The 17,381-nt window shown below is 71.7% G+C and carries 17 protein-coding genes; 14 read left to right on the top strand and 3 right to left on the bottom strand.

The window, feature by feature from the left end:
* The first annotated feature begins 56 nt into the window (after positions 1–56).
* The gene (locus IEY96_RS16970; protein WP_189195780.1) at positions 57–398 is read left to right on the top strand and encodes a hypothetical protein; all 342 of its coding nucleotides are present in this window, start codon (positions 57–59) and stop codon (positions 396–398) included.
* Positions 399–470: 72 nt separating this feature from the next.
* On the top strand, positions 471–656 hold the full coding sequence (locus IEY96_RS16965) for a hypothetical protein (protein WP_189195779.1): 186 nt from the start codon (positions 471–473) through the stop codon (positions 654–656).
* A gap of 234 nt (positions 657–890) precedes the next feature.
* Here the strand turns inward: IEY96_RS16965 and IEY96_RS16960 are convergent, their stop codons facing one another.
* Genes IEY96_RS16960 through IEY96_RS16950 form a run of 3 tightly spaced genes read right to left on the bottom strand, consistent with a single transcriptional unit; the run spans position 891 to position 2,573 of the window.
* Positions 891–1,202, bottom strand: coding sequence for an EthD family reductase (locus IEY96_RS16960; protein ID WP_189195778.1), 312 nt, complete (start codon positions 1,200–1,202; stop codon positions 891–893).
* Between the two features lie 58 nt (positions 1,203–1,260).
* Entirely contained in the window at positions 1,261–2,409 is a 1,149-nt protein-coding gene (locus IEY96_RS16955; protein ID WP_229791705.1) for an HAD-IA family hydrolase, read from the bottom strand.
* Positions 2,409–2,573 (bottom strand): hypothetical protein, encoded by a 165-nt coding sequence (locus tag IEY96_RS16950; RefSeq protein ID WP_189195776.1) that lies wholly within the window; start codon positions 2,571–2,573, stop codon positions 2,409–2,411. The genes IEY96_RS16955 and IEY96_RS16950 overlap by 1 nt, the downstream gene beginning before the upstream one ends.
* A gap of 122 nt (positions 2,574–2,695) precedes the next feature.
* On the opposite strand from IEY96_RS16950, the gene IEY96_RS16945 reads away from it, so the two are divergent.
* The 12 genes from IEY96_RS16945 to IEY96_RS16890 all read left to right on the top strand — a co-directional run bounded on the left by IEY96_RS16945 (position 2,696) and on the right by IEY96_RS16890 (position 17,379).
* A complete protein-coding gene (locus IEY96_RS16945; protein ID WP_189195775.1) occupies positions 2,696–3,040 on the top strand; it encodes a winged helix-turn-helix transcriptional regulator in 345 nt (114 codons plus the stop codon).
* Positions 3,041–3,118: 78 nt separating this feature from the next.
* On the top strand, positions 3,119–3,685 hold the full coding sequence (locus IEY96_RS16940) for a carboxymuconolactone decarboxylase family protein (protein WP_229791629.1): 567 nt from the start codon (positions 3,119–3,121) through the stop codon (positions 3,683–3,685).
* Positions 3,685–4,554: a PhzF family phenazine biosynthesis protein gene (locus IEY96_RS16935; RefSeq protein WP_189195774.1), complete on the top strand. Its 870-nt coding sequence runs from the start codon at positions 3,685–3,687 to the stop codon at positions 4,552–4,554. The genes IEY96_RS16940 and IEY96_RS16935 overlap by 1 nt, the downstream gene beginning before the upstream one ends.
* A 1,113-nt stretch (positions 4,555–5,667) precedes the next feature.
* The gene (locus tag IEY96_RS16930; RefSeq protein WP_189195773.1) at positions 5,668–7,431 is read left to right on the top strand and encodes a toll/interleukin-1 receptor domain-containing protein; all 1,764 of its coding nucleotides are present in this window, start codon (positions 5,668–5,670) and stop codon (positions 7,429–7,431) included.
* On the top strand, positions 7,428–9,935 hold the full coding sequence (locus IEY96_RS16925) for a hypothetical protein (protein ID WP_189195772.1): 2,508 nt from the start codon (positions 7,428–7,430) through the stop codon (positions 9,933–9,935). Before IEY96_RS16930 ends, IEY96_RS16925 begins: the two co-directional genes overlap by 4 nt.
* Positions 9,935–10,387: a hypothetical protein gene (locus IEY96_RS16920; protein ID WP_189195771.1), complete on the top strand. Its 453-nt coding sequence runs from the start codon at positions 9,935–9,937 to the stop codon at positions 10,385–10,387. The genes IEY96_RS16925 and IEY96_RS16920 overlap by 1 nt, the downstream gene beginning before the upstream one ends.
* Positions 10,380–10,940, top strand: coding sequence for a nucleotide exchange factor GrpE (locus tag IEY96_RS16915; protein ID WP_189195770.1), 561 nt, complete (start codon positions 10,380–10,382; stop codon positions 10,938–10,940). Before IEY96_RS16920 ends, IEY96_RS16915 begins: the two co-directional genes overlap by 8 nt.
* Complete coding sequence (locus tag IEY96_RS16910; protein ID WP_189195769.1) at positions 10,937–12,796, top strand: Hsp70 family protein; 1,860 nt, start codon at positions 10,937–10,939, stop codon at positions 12,794–12,796. The genes IEY96_RS16915 and IEY96_RS16910 overlap by 4 nt, the downstream gene beginning before the upstream one ends.
* Positions 12,793–14,181, top strand: coding sequence for a protein kinase family protein (locus tag IEY96_RS16905; protein WP_189195768.1), 1,389 nt, complete (start codon positions 12,793–12,795; stop codon positions 14,179–14,181). The genes IEY96_RS16910 and IEY96_RS16905 overlap by 4 nt, the downstream gene beginning before the upstream one ends.
* Positions 14,154–15,971 carry a tetratricopeptide repeat protein gene (locus IEY96_RS16900; protein WP_189195767.1) on the top strand — a complete coding sequence of 606 codons (1,818 nt, stop codon included), beginning with the start codon at positions 14,154–14,156 and terminating at the stop codon, positions 15,969–15,971. The genes IEY96_RS16905 and IEY96_RS16900 overlap by 28 nt, the downstream gene beginning before the upstream one ends.
* On the top strand, positions 15,968–16,189 hold the full coding sequence (locus IEY96_RS16895; RefSeq protein ID WP_189195766.1) for a hypothetical protein: 222 nt from the start codon (positions 15,968–15,970) through the stop codon (positions 16,187–16,189). Before IEY96_RS16900 ends, IEY96_RS16895 begins: the two co-directional genes overlap by 4 nt.
* On the top strand, positions 16,186–17,379 hold the full coding sequence (locus tag IEY96_RS16890) for a tetratricopeptide repeat protein (protein WP_189195765.1): 1,194 nt from the start codon (positions 16,186–16,188) through the stop codon (positions 17,377–17,379). The genes IEY96_RS16895 and IEY96_RS16890 overlap by 4 nt, the downstream gene beginning before the upstream one ends.
* Positions 17,380–17,381 lie beyond the last annotated feature (2 nt).

Below are 17,381 nucleotides of genomic sequence, written 5' to 3'. Positions count from 1 at the left end.
AGTTAGGCGAGGAACGGCTCTGGTGATTCAAGCTGACGGGGTGCCATGATCGGTTCGTGTCGCTGTGGGAGGCCACCTGGCATATCGGAGTACCGCTGATCGTCGTCGTCGGCGCCGCAACTGCGGTGTCCGCCGCATTCTCCAACTCGCCCGACAGATTCTCCCGGCCACGCGGCTGGCAGTGGGCGTGGGTGGGGCTATGGCTGATGACGGCCGGTGATGCGGCGTTCGGCAACGACAGATCGTGGTTCGAGCGTGCCTGGAAGGGCACCACCGTGTTGCTCGTTGCCGTGGCCGTCACAGTCGCTGCCCGGCGCCACTACCGGTGGCGAAGGCGTGTCCGGCTTGCGGACGACTCGCCTTCGCTCGTCACTCGGCCGACTCAGTCGGACTCGTAGCTCGCTCAGCGGCAAGATCGCGCGTCGTCTTGACCGACCGGCTGTCACGCTGCGTAACGCACGGTCAGCGGCATGTCCGCGCAGCTGATCAAGCGGCTTACCATGCGCAGCTTGTGGCCCGGTGTCGATGTGACGTTCCAGGGCAAGTGGGAGGAGCACAGCTGGCGCAACGTGCCCGGCCCGTTCTACGGCGCCATGACGGACGACTGCTGGGGTTGGTCGGCTGCACGCGCCGCGCCATGTGTTGTACGGCGATGACATCGACTACGAGCAGGAGCTCCTCTACCGTCAGCCGCGCAACACCGAGGAACTGCGTGCGGTCACCGTCGCCGCCCAGGAGTACCCGTGCGCCGGCTGGGCCTGCGACGGCGATGCCCATCTGCGGGCATACTGCTACTTCCCGGACCATCACGTCGCTCCGGTTGTCGGCGCTCGCCTTCCTTCGCTGTAGGGGCCGGGCGCGGCTCGAGGGCCATCCGCCGGGGTTCAGGCTCAGCCGGTGCCGTATTGCACCGGATAGTGGATGACGACCGCACCACCGGTGGCGTACTTGGCGACATCGGCGGCCACCTGCCGGCCCTGCGGAGACGCCCTCGCCGCGGTCATTGCCGCAGCGTCAGCGAACTCGGCTTCGAAGACCGCGAAGTACGGCGTCTGACCCTGCGTCGCTGCCACGTCGAAGCTGTAGCGCCACGCGAGCAGGCCGGGCAGGCGGGTGACCAGCGGGAGGTGGTTGGTCACGTAGTAGTCGCGGAAGTGGTCGGGATCGGCGGGTTTGGGATACAGGACGACCAGCTTGTGCATGACAACCTCCGTTTACATGATCCAATGCCTAGAGTCGACACTCGTTCGGTTCCTTTGGTTATGGGTGCGTCCTGTCCAGCCAGTCGGTGATGAGCGGGATGGCGTCGCTGAGGGTGTCGGCGCGGTGGTGTGCGCCGGCGAGTTCGTCGTCGGGGTGGGTGGTGCGTACTGCGATCACCGTCATGCCTGCAGTTCGAGCTGCTTCTACGCCGGCGGGAGCGTCCTCGATCACCAGGCAGTCGGGCGCCGGCACGTTGAGGAGTTGTGCCGCGCGTCGGTAGCCCTCCGGATCGGGTTTGCCACGTCGGACCTGGCTGCTGTCGACCAGGACCGGAGGATCGGGTAGCCCGCCTGCGCGCAAGCGGTGCAGGACCGTGGGCGTTCGGCCTGAGGTGACGACGCCCCACCGCCGGTCCTTCAACAGGCGCAACACCGCGGCGGCGTCGGGGTACACGGGAAAGCTGTCGCCTTCGCGGGCCATGAATTCCCTGATGAGCCGGTATTCGGCGGCGGCATCGAGGTGCGGTGCTACTACCTGAATGGTGTCGACGGGCCGGCGGCCGTGGGTGTGCGACCAGACCATGTCTGAATCGAGGTTGCGGTGGTCTGCCCATCGGCTCCAGATCCGGCGGTACGCGGGGTACGAATCGACGAGCACGCCGTCGACGTCGAACAACACTGCCTTGTCGGTTGCGCCCGCGCCGATGTCGTGGAGGTGATGTAGCCCTTCGTGCGCGGCCTGCCGAACCATCCACAGGACGGTGCGGCGTTCTCGAGGGAGCCGGACGGCTGAGCGGCTCCACTGCGGTTCGCTGATCTCGCTCGTGAGGGCGGCGAACCGGTCAACGTTACGTTCGAGATCCAGCAGAACGGCGGCCAGCGATTGCTGGTTGTAGGCGCGCTGCTCGGCACGCTCGTCGTTGCGCATCGGTTCGAGCGTGGGCTCGTGCTCGGTCAGCGTGCGGCGAACTCGGGTGTCGTAGAGGTCGTAGACGTCGCGGACATGGCAGGCGAACTCCAGCGCCGACCACGCCCCGGACGTGGGCCGTCGGCGCAGGACGTCAACGGGCAGGTGCTGCAGCCGGCGCCGGTACCGCGTGGGATAGCTGCGGATCAGCCCGAGGGCCGCAGACGTGGTCAGGTCGCCGTATCGCAGACCACACGATTCACAGTGGTGGTCCTCTTCCGGCAGGGACGGAAGGGTCATCACACCGCCAGCCTGTGCAGCAGGCCGCCCATGGTTGCGGCCCGCTCGGCCATGTCGTGGATAAGCCGGGCGGCGGGGAGGCGCGTGGGCGAGGTTGCCTCGGACGCGGCCGGTCCCGCAGCCGAACCCGCAGGCGCCTGCACGATCGGCAGATCAATGCCCATCCGGTCGCACAGCGCAGCGTGTAGACGCCTCACAAAGCCACCCCTGCCGCTTCGGAAATCGAATCAACTCACCGGACGCTACTGTATCGAAGACCGAAGCATCAAGAGGGGTGGCATAGGCGATGACGGCACCCAGGCCAGGCCGGCCGGTACGCGGATCGAGCACCGGGCGACCCCTCATGGCCGCCCTCGACCTCTTCGGCCGCCGCTGGAACCTGCGCATCGTCTGGGAGCTGCAGCACGGGCCGGTCGGGTTCCGCGCATTGCAGCAGCGCTGCGACAACATGTCCTCCAGCGTCCTGCGGCAACGGCTGACCGAACTCCTTGACGCCCACCTCGTCACCCAGCAGCCGGACACGGCCTACACGCTCACCGACCTGGGCCACGGCGTCTACCAGGCATTGCGCCCGCTCGCCCGCTGGTCCGACGCGTGGGCCTCGGCCCTGGGCGAGGACGGCGAACACTGAAGCCGTGAAGCGCCACCTCTGGCGCTTCGTGAACCGAATCGCTACGGTGCTTCTGAATCCGAATCACTGGAGGAGGCCATGGCTCGCATCCTGGCGCTCGAACCGCCGTTCACGCCGGACGTGGAGGCACAACTCGCCACGATGATGCCTGCCGGCGTGCCTCCTATCGGCCTGTTCCGGACGTTCGCCAGGAACTTGCCGATGACCATCGCGATGAGCAACTGGGGCAGATACGAACTCGGCCGCGACCTGACCCTGACACTCCGCGAGCGGGAGGTCGTCATCCTGCGCACCTGTGCGCGCTGCGGCTGCGAATACGAGTGGGGCGTCCACGTGATGGTCTTCGCTGACCGTGCCGAACTCACGCCGGCCGAACTCACTTCGCTCACCTGCGGTTCCCCAGACGATCCCTGCTGGACGGCCGGCCGCGAAGCCACGCTCATCCGGATGGTGGACGCCCTGCACGACTCGTCCGACGTCGACGACGCACTGTGGCGATCCGCGCAGGAGTCTTTCGACGAGCGGCAACTGCTCGACGTGCTCCTGCTGTGCGGGTGGTACCACGCGATCTGCTTCGCCGCCCGCGCCGCTCGCGTCGACCCCGAGGCAGGTGCTCCCCGCTTCGCCGACGTCACACCCACCTGATGGCCAGCCCACCGCTGGCAGTGGTGAACGCCTGCACCCGCCACGGGCGAGGCGGCAGCCCCACCGCGGTCGTGATCGACGACGCCACGCTCACCGACGACGACCGTCACGCCATCACCCGTAGGACCGGCACCTCCCACACCGCATTCATCGACACCAGCACAGCCGACGCGCCCATGGTGCGCTTCTTCACCAGCGCCGGGGAACTCACGAACTGCGGCCACGGCATCATCGCCGCGCAAGCCGTCCTGCTGCACCGCAGCGGCGCCACCGAGCACCACGGCAGCCTGCGCACCACACGCCGCACCTTCGCCACGACCACCATCCGCCGCCAAAACGGCATCGAAGTCTGGTTCGACCAAGGCGTCATCGCCCTGGCGGACTACGCCGACGCCACTGCCGGCGGCATAATCGCGGCCCTCGACCTGCAACCAGCGGACATCGCCGCCGACATACGGGTCGCCTCGCCCGGCACGCCACGACTTCTCGTCCCCGTCCGGGATCACCTGACGCTGCTGTCCATGCAGCCCGACTTCGATCGGCTGGCAACCGAGTGTCGCCGACTCGGGTACCTCGGATGCTTCACCTACGCACTGTCGCCGACCGCACGAACGGCCGCGGCCCGGATGTTCGCCCCCGCGATCGGCGTCAACGAGGACATCGCGAACGCCAACAGTGTCGGCTGCCTTGCCGCCCACCTACTCGACACATCCGGCAATGGCGAAATCGAGATCCACCAAGGTGGCACGCTCCGGAGACCGTCATCGATTTTCGCCAGCGCGACATGCACTGGATCCAGCATCGTCGCCAGAATCGGCGGAATGGTCGACCTCGGCCCGCCCATCGATCTCAGCGCACCAAAGCCGTAGAGCCACCTTCCCTGGCGATGATCGGATGCACGGTCATCGGCAGAAGCGGATGTGTGGCGCCATCGACGCCGCATCGCTGGTAATGGCGCCTTGGAGACCGCTGGCGGTTGGGCACCGTACTTGCCTCCGCTCATCGCCGTCGGTCCGCTAGAGGCTGTGCGCGTTGGACTCCGGGCGGACTGTGCGGGACCCGTGCGCAGAAGGTAGAGAATGTGGGGCCGGGAGTCTGCCTCGATCGCCTCCCAGGCGTTTCGCATCCGGAGCCGTCGCGCGAACCGGTCGAACATGACACCCAGCGCGGCGACGATGACGAGCCAGAACGCGAACAGCGACTGGGCAAAGAGTCCGAATTCTCCCCGCTCGTCGAACGCACTACGTATCCCAGGGCGACGAGGGCGATGAGCCCGGCCACCGGCACGCCGGAGAAGACAGCTGCCAACAGCACCGTCACCGCCGCCCCGACGAGACGCCGCGGCGAGGGGCGCGCGATCCGGAACCGTCGGCGAAGCGGGATCGCAGGGCCGGTGGCCGGGTGCCGGCAGGCGACGTATATGCCGACGGCTACCCCGCCCAGCAGCGCGGCGACGGAGAGGCGTGCGATAGCCGCCGTCACGCCGTCATCGGAGGGCAGCACCGCGCCGAGGAAAACATGACTGCCACAACCGCGACTGCGTAGGCGAACCGCTTGCCGCGGTGCCGCCATCGGAAGACTCTGGCCTTCCCGTCGACGGCGACTAGGCGGACGTCCCCTCGACCCGTGTCAAACCTCGCCGGGGCATGGTCGGCGCCACGGCTACCGGAACGAGGCCGAGCACGTCGCGGTCGTCGAAGTAGCCCGGCATCGCGCCGTCGCGCAGCCCGGCTCGGGGTCTTCTGCTCTGGGACCGGCGTTCGTCGGGTACGGAAGTCTCGCTGGCGATCGCCGCCCGCTCGTACTGGCTCCGGACCCGCCCGACCGGTCGGGCACGCTCACACCGGGGTGACATCGGCGTCCTAGCCGAAGACTGTCATCGAGTCATGTCAGTCCGATTTCTGACCGTTCTCGTCAGGTCACCCAAAGTGTAAAGTCCGAATCACGCTCGACATCGGGGCCTCTGATCAGGGGGTTCATTCATGCCGCACGGATCCGCCAGGCGTTACGACATTTTCGTCAGCTATGCCAGCGTGGATCGTGAGCGGGTGGAGAGCTTCGTCCGGCAGCTCGAGGCCGACAACTTCCAGGTGTACTTCGACCGCAATGACGTCATTGAGTTGCGGCCGCTGCCGCTCCAGCTCGCCGAGGCGCTCGACGCCTCGGCTCACGTGCTGCTGTGCCTGACCCCGGCGTACATGCGGGGGCCGTGGGCCGGCTTCGAGGCCCAGAACGCCTTCGCCGCCGACCCGGCCGGGCTGGGGGGCCGGATCGTGCCGGTCTGGTTGGAACGCGCGGATGCCGAACTGCCCGCGTACCTCAGGCAGTTGCCGTACTTCGATCTGAGCCGCGACCCGTTCGGTGCGTACCGGCAGCTCAAGGGTGCCCTGGAGCGTGCGCTGACCGATCCGCCCGCGCTGCCCGGCGCCGGAGAGATCCGGCGCTGGCACGACGAGGCCCTCGCCCGCCTCGACGATCCCGGGCTCGCGCTGCTGCTTGTCCGCCGCGCCGCGAAGGGCCTCGTCTCGCTGATCTACCGGGACACCTTCGGTGATTCCGACGCGACCGGGACCCTCGACGCGCTGGCCGAGGCGCTGCTGCGCTCGGCCAAGCTGCCCGAGGCCGCTGCCGGCGACCTCGCGACGCTGCAGATCTTCGTGCGGGACGCGCTGCGTGAGGAGGTCGAGGGGACGGGTACGGCGACGCCCGAGAAGGTGGCGCCGGCCGTGGCGGCGCTGAGCCGCCTGGGCGGGTGGAAGTTCGGCGCGCGCCCGGCGCCCGGACCGGAGCCCTCGTCATCCGATCTGAGCCGGGTGGCGGTGTCGCGGGTGGACGCCCGGGCGGCGTGGCCGTTGGCCGAGGACGGGATCGTGGCCTGGGACCGGGCCGGCCGGCTCCGCAGCATGCGCGGTGATCGGATGCCGTGGCAGGACCACGAGCGTATCGACATTCGCCGGGTGACGACCGCGGCGGACGGCCGGCTGGCGATCGGTGGCTGGGGCGGCGCCGTCCGGTCCTTCGCCGGCGGGCCCGAACCGGCGGCCTCGTTCCGCCTCGACGGTACGGTCGGTGACCTGCGCTACGTCCAGGACGCCCTGATCGCCGGCAGCTGGAAGCGTGAGCTGTGGCGGATCGGCGACGACGGGGAACGCCGGGAACTCGTGCCCGTGCAGGGTGGTGTGCACCGCATCGCCGTGCCCGAGCGGGGCGACCGGTTCGCCGTCGCGGAGCTGTCCGGGCGGATCGACTTCTACCTGGCCGGCGGCGACCTGCACGGCCGTCCGCAGCCGGCGGCCGGCACGCTCGCCGACATCGCGTACGCGGGCCGGCGCCTGGTCCTGCTCACCGACGAGGCGGTCGCCGGCCTGCGGGTGGACGGGGCACGCAGCGAGCCGGTGCCGCTGCCCGGCGCCTTCGCCCTGTGGCCGAACAGCGGCCACGAGCACTGCCTGCTGCTGATCCGCTCCGGTCCGCCCGACCGCCCCGCGGCCACCCGCCTGCTCCAGGTCGACGAGGTGGACCGCCACCTGCCCTATCTGACCCTGCCAGCCGGCGACCGGCTGCTGTCCGCGGACGCCACCGGGCTCCGGCTGGTGACCCGCCGAGTGGACGGCTGCGCGTACTGGCGGGACCGGACCCAGGTGATGTTCTGGCCCGAGGCGACGGCGGCGGCGATCTCCGGCGACGGGCGGCGCGTCGCGGTGTGCCGCGAGCGACAGGTCGAGCTGTACGAGGACCGCGCATGATGCGGGATCGCGCCGGGCTGCTGGATCGTGTGGCCAGCCTGGAGCAGCGCCCCCGGGTACCACAGGTCCGGCTGGCGCTGTCCGAGGCGGAGTTCCGGCTGGCGCTGATCCCGGGCACACCGCCCGAGGAGGCGATCGCGCGGCTGCGGCGGTCGATCGGGCACGATCCGTTCTCCGCCAAGGCGCACCTGCATCTGGGCCGGGCCCTGCACCGGGAGTCCCGCCGCTGGGCTGCGCTGGCCGCTTACCGCCGGGCGTACGCGCTGGCGCCCGGCACCGCCCGGGCGCCACTGCTCATGGCGTACGCGCTGCTGGACCTCGGCCGGCCCGAACGCGAAGTCGCCGCAGCGCTCCTCGCGGCGGTCGCCGGCGGCGATGCGTCGGCGATCGACGCCGCGATCGGCGAGTTCGACGCGCTCGCCGCCGGCGCGCAGGCGCCGGACGGCGCCGCGAGACCTGCCCGGCGGCGGAGGCAGGCGGGCGCCGTGGACCTGACCGCGGACCTGCCGGTCGAGATCTGGCGTGCGCTGCTGGCCGAGCAGGTGTCCCGGAAACCGCCGAACGCGGCGTGGGCGCGGAAGTACCTGCGCGCCGCGCCCGGCGGTGACGAGGGACCGTCGGAGATCGCCACCGCGGCGGTCCTGATGCTCGCGTGCGGGACGGCGCCGTCGGACGTCCGGGAGGCGCTCGCGGAGGCCGGCGACCGGTTGCCGGGCTCCCACCCGGCGGTCAGGATGCTCCTCGCCGTCCTCGACCTGGGCGACTGTGACCGGGACGCGTTCACCGCCGAGGTGGTCCGCCTGGTCGGCGGCCGGATCGTGCCCGCCGAGGCGGTGTGCGCGCTGCACTTCACCTGGTTCGGCCCGGACCGGCTGGACGCCGTCGCGGCGATCCGCATGCTTGACGAGTACCCGGATGAGCTGCGGGCGCTGCCGTGCTTCGCCGCGCTGCGGATCGCGATCCTCGACGCGTACGCGCGCCGCGCCTGGACGGCCGAGCGCTTCGACGAAGCCGGTCTGCTGTGGCGCGCGACGATCCCGGTGGACCCGTTCAGCGTGGCGGTCGCCGTCGACCTCGCGCTGCTGGCGACCCGGACCCGTTCGGCGGCGTACGGCCCGGCCTGGGAACGGGCCGCGGAACTGCTCTACCTGCACGCGGCCGGGCACGGCGACCCTGGACACCTGGTGGACGACCGCGTCGCCCTGCACCGCTCGCTCGCCGAGCAGAGCCTGCGACAGTCCGGCGGCGACGATCCCTCCGTCGAGGAGATCACCAGCTGGATCGCCGCGGGTGACGGGGCCGAGGTGTGGCTGCGGCACTGGGACCTGTACTACCTCAACGTCCGGTTGCGGTTCCGCTCACCCTGGCACGTGCTGGGCGTCGAGCCCGGCGCCGGCCCGGAGGCTCTCGCCGCGGCACGCGACCTGATGCTGCGCCACCTGACCGACACCGTCGGGGCGCAGGAGTGGGCCGGCGCCCGGACCTTCTGCGAGCTGGCCCGGCAGCGGGTGACCCGGGCCTGCGCGGAGGCGGCCAGCGGGGACGCGCACTTCGAACGTGAGCAACCGGCGGCCGACCGCCTGCTGGACGAGGCGAAACGGCGGGTCCTGGTGCTGCACAAGATTTCCCTCGCCCTGCGCGGCGAGAAGTCGGCGCGGCACCGGCGGCTGCTCTGCGCGGTGGTCCGCCACGAGTTCGCGCTGCCCCTCGACCGCCTGCACGACCTGTGCGTGGAACAGGAGATCCTGACCGGTGACGTCCGGCTGGCCGAGATCCTCGAGCAGTCCGCGGCCGAGTTCGCGGCGGGCTGGGAGGGCAGCACCCCGGCCGGCCTGCCCGACCCCCAGCGTCTGCTGGCCGATGTCGAGGCGGTCGTACGTGCCGTGCCGGACCGGCCGGGCCTGCGGGTGGCGCACGCCCGGCTGCTGATGTGGACCGGGCGGACGGCCGACGCGTACGCGACCGCCGCGGAGGCCGTGCTGGACGGCGGCGACGAGGCACACCCGCTGCGCGCCCGGATCCGGGAGCTGCTGACGCGGGTGATCGACGACGTCGCCTGGGCGGACATCGGCGCCACCGAGGGCGCGGACCTCGTCGCCATCGGCCATGACGCGATGGCGCGCTACCCGCGCAGTGTCGCGCCGGTGATCACCGTTGCGCGCGGGCTGGACGCCCGGGGCGACCCGGACCGGGCCGTGGCGGTGTTGTCCGACCGGCTGGGCGCCGTGGACACCGACGTTCAGACCCGGGCCCTGCGCGGCGCGGTCCGCGGGCTGCACGGCGGGGACGCCGCCGTACAACGCCACGTGCGCGACCTCTGGCGGCGAGCGGCGACCCGGATAAGCGAGGACCGGTCGAGCGGCGGCGTGCGCGCGGCGATCGCCCACCTCGACCACGCCGTGGCGCTGGCCCGCGCCCGCGGTCTCGGCCGCGACGTCGGTCGCCTGGAAGAAGAGATCGCACGATTACGCCGGGTGACCGAGGCGACGGAAGGAGCGGCCTGATGTTCATGGTCGAGATCAACACCGATTCGCTCTACTCGGTCCTGGGTGTCGCCCCGGACGCGCGTCCCGCCGAGATCCGGGAGGCACGCGACCTGCTCATCGAGCAGCTGCGCGAACAGCAGCGGCGCCAGCCCACGAACCGCGACGAGTTGATCGAACGCCAGAAGGCCATCAACGCGGCCGGTGAGGAACTGGCCCGGCCGGCCCGGCGGGAGAGGTACGACCGGGAGAACCAGCACCTCAGGTTCTTCGCGGTCCGTGCCGCCGCGGCGCCGATGTTCGCGGATGGCGCGGACCTGGTGGCGGCGCTGCGGTCGGCCGTCGCCGACCACCTCGACGCGGCCGGCGTGCCGCTCGTCGCCGCGTCCGACCTGGACCGCGTCGACTTCGCCGCCGACCTGACCCGGCACCCGTTGCTCGACGACCGAGGAGAGGCCGGCCACCATGACTGAAGACCAGATCGGACGGCGGCTGGACGCGATCGGGCGGCAGCTGGAGGAAATCCTCGACGACAACACCACGTTCCTGGCAGAGGTGCGGCACCTCGACCGGACGATCCGGGACGCCGCGACCGCGGTCGGCCATGCCATGGACGCGCTGCGGCAGGACCTCGAAACGGTCATCGCCTACCAGGCGCTGCGCGACCTGTGCACCGAGTTGATCGGCCCGCTCGACGCGATGGAGACGATGCTCGCCGAGGCGGACTTCGGCGACCCGCAGCGGATCGCCGGACACGTCCGCGGCCTCACCGCGACGCTGCGCGGCGTGCTGACCCGGATGGGCGCGGAGGTGGTGGCGATCACCGTCGGCGAGGACGCCTTCGACCCGGAGCGGCACCGCTGCGTCGGCGTCATCGACCCGCACGACTCACCGTTCCCGTTCGCCCGTCCGCACACCGTGGTCCGGGTGGTGGAGCAGGGCTACCAGCTGCGCGAGCGCCCGCTGCGGCCGGCGCAGGTGGAGATCCAGGCCGATCAGCCGGCGACGCGAGGAGGAGTGTCATGAGCTTTCACAGGGTGATCGGGATCGACCTCGGCACCACGTACTCCGCCGTGACCGTCTGGGACGGCAAGGACACCGTGGTCATACCGAACCGGGCCGGCTACCGCACGGTCCCGTCCGTGGTGGGGCTCGACCGCGACGGACAGGTGATCGTGGGCGGGCCCGCGCAGAACAGCATGGTGCTCAAGCCCGAGGACACGATCATCGAGATCAAACGCTCGATGGGTACGTTCGAACGGCAGCCCACCGGCCCCGACGATCCGGGCGTTCCCACGCGGGTCCGGTTCCGCGGCCGGGACCACCTGCCGCAGGAGATCTCCGCGTTCATCCTGATGGAACTCAAGCGCCAGGCCGAGGACCACATCGGCGAGCCGGTGCACGACGCCGTGATCACCGTTCCGGCGTACTTCCGCGAACCGCAGCGCCGGGCCACCGAGGAGGCCGCCCGGATGGCCCGGCTCAACGTCCGCAAGCTCGTCAACGAACCGACCTCAGCCGCCGTGTGCTTCGGCGCCGACAAGGCCGACGACGACCGGACCAGGACGTACGTGGTCTACGACCTCGGCGGCGGCACCTTCGACGTGTCGATCATCCAGGTGCGGCGCGGCAACGTGAGCGTGGTCGGCACCGGCGGCGACCCGCACCTGGGCGGCGGCGACTTCGACGACCGGATCGTCACGTACGCGCTGGACCAGATCCGCCAGGAGCACGGCGTGGACCTCAGCGGCGACCAGAAGGCGCGCCGCCGGATCAAGCGCGAGGCCGAGGTCCGCAAGCGCGAGCTCTCCAGTGCCAACACCACCGTGCTCGACCTGCCGTACCTCACGGCCGACGTGAGCGCCAACATCCCGCTGAGCCGGGCCACCTTCGAATCGCTGATCAAGGACCTGCTGGACAGGTCGATGACCTGTCTCGACGACGCGCTCGAGTCGGCCCACCAGAGCAACGGCATCGAACTCGACGACATCGAGGAGGTGCTGCTCGTCGGCGGTTCCACCAGGATCGCGTGCGTCCGGCCGATGCTCGCCGAACGGCTCGGCCTGCCGCTGCGCGGCGTACGCATCGACATCGACCCGGACGAGGTCGTCGCCCGAGGGGCCGGCATGCTGGCCCGGGAGTTCGCCGCGTCCGGCTCGTACGAGGGCGACGAGATTCGCATCGACCGGGCCGGGGAGGCCGCGCCGGCCGAGGACGCCGTCGTGCTGCAGGACGTCACCAGCCACTCGCTCGGCGTCCGTACGCTCCACGACCGCTTCTCGGTCATCCTGCACAAGGACAGCCGGATCCCCGCCGAGGCCACCGAGCACTACACCAACGCGGGCCCGTACACCGAACTGGCCATCCAGGTCTTTCAGGGCGAGCAGCCGACGGCGATCGACAACGAGTTCGTCGGGAAGGTGCCCATCACGTTCCCCGAGCCGAAGGAACGCGGCTACTGGGATCTGGCGGTGACCTTCGGGCTGGACGCCAACGGCCTGCTGCGGGTGAAGGTGCATTGCGTGAACAACGGGAACGTGTGGGAGGCCGACCTGCGCTGCAGCGCGCACATCGACGCCGCGAAGCTCGACGCGAGCTCGGCCAGGCTGCACGACGCGATGGCCGGGATGCCCAAGCCGCCGCAGCGGCAGCCCGAGCCGGCCGAGGAGGTCCTCCCGCCCCCGCCGGACGGCACACCGGCCGACTACCGGATGGTCGCCCGCCGGTCGTACAAGGACATCCCCCAGCTCGATCCCGAGCCACAGGCCGAGCTGCGGGCGGCGTATCTGGCGTTCGTCGCGGCCGTGAGCGCCGACTCGGACGACACCGAGGATCTGGGCGACACCCTGTTCGACGTCTACACGAGGGTGAAGCGGCCATGACCGCCGACGACCCGGCCCCGCCGGGCGAGGTTCTGGGGCGTACCGGCCGGGGTGTGCTGCGGCGCGACGGCGGCCATCTCGTGCGTGACATCGACCCGCGGCTGTGCGACGAGGGCTTCCGTACCCGGCTGGCCGAGCTGCGTGCCCGGAACCATCCCCGGACGCTGGCGGTGGTCGCCGACGGCGCGGCCCCAGAGGCCTACCGCATCAAGTACGACGCGCCGGGCGACTACCGGACGCTCGGCTCCGAGCTCGCGGCACGGCCACTGTGGATAGAACGGTTGACGCTCGTCGCGGCGGTCTGCGACGCGCTGGACGTCTGGCACGGCAGCCGGCTCGCGTCGGTCAGCCTCAGCCCGTCCGACGTGCTGCTGACCGGTCAGGGGGCGAAGACCACGGTGTGGCTGGCGCCCTGCCCTCCGGTCCGGCTGTCGTCCGCGTACGACCTGTCCGGCATCGACTGGCAGTCGCTCGCGGTGATCGCACCCGAAGTGATCCGCGGCCTGCCCTCGGACGGCCGCATCGAGGACATGTACGCCCTGGGAACCCTCGCCGCGCTGGCGATCGGGTGCGGTGTCGCCGCTGGCGAGGACCTCCTCGAAGCACAGGCGCGGGGCGCGCTGCTCCGGACGGGCCCGGCGGCGTCGGACATCGAGCCGTTCCTGCACGACTGCCCGCCCATCGGGACGCTGTTCGCCACCATCCGGCGGTACCGCGACCACACCGTGGATGCCCGGCCGGCCGGCGCGGACAACCTGCGCCGGGCGATCGGCGCGGCGACCGACCTGGCCGGGCTCGCCCAACAGTTGCGGACGGCCGACCCGGCGGCGGCGTTGACGGTGCTCGGCTGGGGCGCCGGACGCGACGCCGGCGAGCGGATCGCGCAGCTCCGGCTGGCAGCCGAGATCAGTGCCGAGACGGGCGATCTCCCCGCCGCGCTGGATCATCTGGACGAGGCGATCGCGCTGACCCCGGACCAGACCTTCGTGGCCGACCGCCACCGGCGCTGCGACGTGCTGTGGCGACTGTGGAGCCAGCAGCCCGAGGACCGCGACACCTGGGGCTCGCGGCTGCTGGACGATCTACGGTACCTGCAGCCGCTCGAGACGCGGGGCGCCGAGCTGTGGATCCGTGAAGCGGAGGTGCTCGAGCACCGCAAGGACTACGACGGTGCGCTGCACGCCCTCTACACCGCCGGCGAGCGCGACGCCGCGCGGCTGACCATCCTGCTCCGCTCCGCCAGGTTGTGGCGGCAGGCCGGCAACCACACGAACGCCGAGGCGGTGAAGGCGCTGGCCCGGCGCCGCATCCCGACGCTGGTCGCGACCGGGGATCTCGCGGAGGGAGCCGTGCAGCGATGGCTGGACGATTTCGACGCGGTCTGATCGTGGCGCTCGCGGCGCTCGCCGGTGCGGTCGTCGCGGGACCGGCCGCGGCGGCCGCGCCGCCGTCGCCGGCCCCCGCCGCCACGGTCCTCGTGCAGCTGCCGGCCGGCGCGTCGCTGCCGCCCGGCCGCTACGAGGTCGTGCTGCGCGGCGGCGGCCGGCAGTTGGCCGGGACCGGCACGGTGGTGACCCCCTCGCCGGCCGTGGCCCCGGCGGCCCCCGGCCCGGGCGTCAGGGGCCTGCTCGCCGGGGCGCTGACCCTGGTGGTGTTGGCCGCCGTGCTGTACCTGACGCAACGCGCCTTCCGGGTGCCGTTTAGCCGGCGCCGGGAGTACGAGGACCTGGTCCGCCTGCTCGACGCCGGCGACGCCAAGGCGGCGGTCACCGGCCTGACCAGGGTCGAGGCCCAGTTGCCGCAGGCCCTGCGGGTGAAGGCCCGGTTCTTCATCGGGTACGGCCTATATCAGCTCGGCGAGCTGGACGAGGCGGAGCACCGGCTGGCCGCCCTGCACCGGGAGGAACCGGACGACCCCTCGGTCGCGTACCTTCTCGCCTACCTGCGGGTGCAGCGCCGCGACTTCGACGGCGCCGAGCCGGTGCTGGCGGCGCTCGCCCGCCGCAACCGGCTGGACATCGGCCAGGCGCGGCGACTCTACGGCATCGTCCTGTTCCAGCAGGCGACGCAGGCGGTCACCGACGGCCGGGTCGACGCCGCCGCCGACCTGTTCGACCGTGTCGAGCAGCTCGGCGACTTCAGCGACCGGATCCCGGTGGACCTGCGCAGCCGGCACACGGTGATCGGGGCGCGGGCGCTGCTCGACCGGGATCTGCCGGCCGCCCGCCGGCAGTTCGAGGAGCTGGCCAAGGCGGCCGACAGTGGCGACCTCCTCGTGTCGGCCAAGCTCGGGCTGGCGCTGGTCGCGTGGCTGGAGGACGAGCCCGGCTCGCCCCGGCGGGTCGCCGACCTGCTCACCGAATGCCTGCGGGTGCTGTATCCACGCGGCCCGGTGCGGGAGGACTGGCCCGGGCCGCCGAGCGACGACCTGGCGGGTCGGCTGGAGGAGCTGAGCGCGCTGGGCGACCAGCCCCCGGCGCGCCAGGAGCTGCGGCAGAGCCTGCGCGACATCTACCTGTTGCGGGCGCTGGCGGTCATGCGGATGTGGACCGAGAACGACGTCGACCCGGCCAAGGCGGGGGCCTTCGTCGAGGCCTGCGCGCGCCGGTTCGCCTGCGCCGTCCGGCTGGACCGGCAGTTCGCCGACCCGTACCTGCTCGTCGGCATGCTGCGGTACCGGCTCGCCGCTGGCGACCCCCACGGCCGGCGCCAGGCGGTCGCCGAGCTGCGGGCCGCGCAGATCCTGGGCGTACGCCGGCCCGAGGTGCTCCGGATCGTCCGCGACCACGAGGACCGGGAACGCGTCCGGGATCAGGGATACACCGCGCTGCTGCACCGGCTGGCCGGGCCCGGCGCCGCCTCGCCGGACCCGGAGACCGCGCGCCGCCACCAAAGGCGGTTCGGCCGGGCGCCCAACCGGGACACGCCGGCCGACGGCGTCGCACCCGGGACGGCACCGACCGTGACTGAGCTGAGCGAACGCGCCGAGCTGCTCACCGCGAAGCTGGAGAACGTCCAGGGCGCGCTGGGCGGCGACGCCGCCGAGGCCGCGGACCTGGCCCGCAAGCTCGCGCAGGACACCGCCGCACTCACCGAGCGGGCCCGGGCGATTGAGGAGGGCGAAGCCGCGCTGCTGGCGTTGCTCGGCGCTCGCCTGAAGGAGACGGAGGCATGATGGGGGCGATTCCCGGGCCGGCTGTGCCCGAGCCGGCGGCGATGCTGGACCGCCTGCCGGCGCCGGAGCTCGACATCGACGAGGATGCCGGCGAGGACCTGCACCGGATTGAGCTGCGGCGGATGATCCTGGAGATCGCCGAGATCGGGCACGCCCAGGAGATCGCGGCGGTCGAGGCCGCCGCCGAGAGGTTCCGCGGTGGAAGGGCCCGGCAATGACCGGGTCCGACGACGATGCTCCCGGCCTCGCGGGACGGGACGAGCGGCGTGCCTGGAGCGACGACGCGGCGATCTTAAACTTCGACCTGGCCGCCGGCGGGGCGCGGCCGGCGGACGACCCGGTCGAGAAGGTGCGGCGGCTGGTCGACCGGGCCCGGGAGCGGCACGACGCCGGCGAGTTCCAGGCGGCCATCGGGCTGGCCGACAAGGCGCTGGAACTCGATCCGGGTTACCTGCGGGCGTGGCTCTGGAAGGCGCGCTGCCTGGTGCGGCTCCGAAATCTCGACGGCGCCATCGCCGAGCTCACCCGTGCGCGGCGGGCGGTCCAGGGCGCGGAGGCGGTGAGCACGGTCGACGAGATGCTGGACGCCTGCCGGCGGCACCTCACCGACCGCCCGATCGAGGAGGCCCGCCGCGAACTGCGCGACGGCAATCCCCGGCAGGCCGTGACGATCCTTGAGGGGCTGACGGGCACGCTGGCCGGGGACGAGACGTTCGACCAGCGCCTCACGTACGCCCGTGAACGCGTCCTCGCGGCGAACAGCCGCACCCCGCTCGCCGGCTCGGCCCTCACTCTGGCCGCTCTGCAGAGGGTGCTGGCGTGGCTGTGCCGGGAGGAGATGGAGAACGGGAACCGCGCCCTCGAAGCGGAGGACTACCGAGCGGCGGCCGTATGGTACGGCCGCGCCCGCAAGCGCGACGAACGGCACACCGCCGCCTCGCTGAGCGAGGCCAGGGCGGTGTGCGCCCTGGCCTGCGTGTCGGACATCGACTTCCCCCAGACGTGGCCGGGCATCCGCGAGGCCGTCGCCCAGGTCGCGCACCTGCTCCGGCGCGCGGACCTGCTGGCCCAGAGCGCCGCGGCCGACCGCTCGCTCGTCGAGGAGGCGGCGGCCCTACGCACGGCGGTCGCCGAGCTCACAACGGCCAACGACGCCCGCGGCCGGCGGGCGGACAAGATCATCAAGGTCAACGAGTGCATCGCCGACTTCAACGCGCTGGTCCGACAGTTCGAGATAGGCGATCGGAACTGGCTCACCTCCAGCAACTTGCTGACCTCCTTCCCGCCCATTGAGGCGCGGGCGCATCGGCTGTTCCGGAAGTACGGACCCGACGACGCGGATGTGGGGGAAGGACTCGCCTCGCTGCACGCCGCGGTGACCGAGCTGCGCAGGAACATTCGCTGGTAGAG

Source organism: Micromonospora fulviviridis (assembly GCF_014648395.1).
Lineage (GTDB): Bacteria > Actinomycetota > Actinomycetes > Mycobacteriales > Micromonosporaceae > Micromonospora > Micromonospora fulviviridis.
The sequence above is the reverse complement of the archived record's forward strand: the minus strand, read 5'-3'. Positions and strand labels throughout refer to the sequence as shown.

What these genes read in the sequence shown, in the direction of transcription:
- IEY96_RS16965 (WP_189195779.1), top strand. Translation starts at nt 471, where the DNA reads ATGTCCGCGCAGCTGATCAAGCGGCTTACCATGCGCAGCTTGTGGCCC.
- IEY96_RS16960 (WP_189195778.1), bottom strand. Translation starts at nt 1,202, where the DNA reads ATGCACAAGCTGGTCGTCCTGTATCCCAAACCCGCCGATCCCGACCAC.
- IEY96_RS16955 (WP_229791705.1), bottom strand. Translation starts at nt 2,409, where the DNA reads ATGACCCTTCCGTCCCTGCCGGAAGAGGACCACCACTGTGAATCGTGT.
- IEY96_RS16950 (WP_189195776.1), bottom strand. Translation starts at nt 2,573, where the DNA reads ATGGGCATTGATCTGCCGATCGTGCAGGCGCCTGCGGGTTCGGCTGCG.
- IEY96_RS16945 (WP_189195775.1), top strand. Translation starts at nt 2,696, where the DNA reads ATGACGGCACCCAGGCCAGGCCGGCCGGTACGCGGATCGAGCACCGGG.
- IEY96_RS16940 (WP_229791629.1), top strand. Translation starts at nt 3,119, where the DNA reads ATGGCTCGCATCCTGGCGCTCGAACCGCCGTTCACGCCGGACGTGGAG.
- IEY96_RS16935 (WP_189195774.1), top strand. Translation starts at nt 3,685, where the DNA reads ATGGCCAGCCCACCGCTGGCAGTGGTGAACGCCTGCACCCGCCACGGG.
- IEY96_RS16930 (WP_189195773.1), top strand. Translation starts at nt 5,668, where the DNA reads ATGCCGCACGGATCCGCCAGGCGTTACGACATTTTCGTCAGCTATGCC.
- IEY96_RS16925 (WP_189195772.1), top strand. Translation starts at nt 7,428, where the DNA reads ATGATGCGGGATCGCGCCGGGCTGCTGGATCGTGTGGCCAGCCTGGAG.
- IEY96_RS16920 (WP_189195771.1), top strand. Translation starts at nt 9,935, where the DNA reads ATGTTCATGGTCGAGATCAACACCGATTCGCTCTACTCGGTCCTGGGT.
- IEY96_RS16915 (WP_189195770.1), top strand. Translation starts at nt 10,380, where the DNA reads ATGACTGAAGACCAGATCGGACGGCGGCTGGACGCGATCGGGCGGCAG.
- IEY96_RS16910 (WP_189195769.1), top strand. Translation starts at nt 10,937, where the DNA reads ATGAGCTTTCACAGGGTGATCGGGATCGACCTCGGCACCACGTACTCC.
- IEY96_RS16905 (WP_189195768.1), top strand. Translation starts at nt 12,793, where the DNA reads ATGACCGCCGACGACCCGGCCCCGCCGGGCGAGGTTCTGGGGCGTACC.
- IEY96_RS16900 (WP_189195767.1), top strand. Translation starts at nt 14,154, where the DNA reads ATGGCTGGACGATTTCGACGCGGTCTGATCGTGGCGCTCGCGGCGCTC.
- IEY96_RS16895 (WP_189195766.1), top strand. Translation starts at nt 15,968, where the DNA reads ATGATGGGGGCGATTCCCGGGCCGGCTGTGCCCGAGCCGGCGGCGATG.
- IEY96_RS16890 (WP_189195765.1), top strand. Translation starts at nt 16,186, where the DNA reads ATGACCGGGTCCGACGACGATGCTCCCGGCCTCGCGGGACGGGACGAG.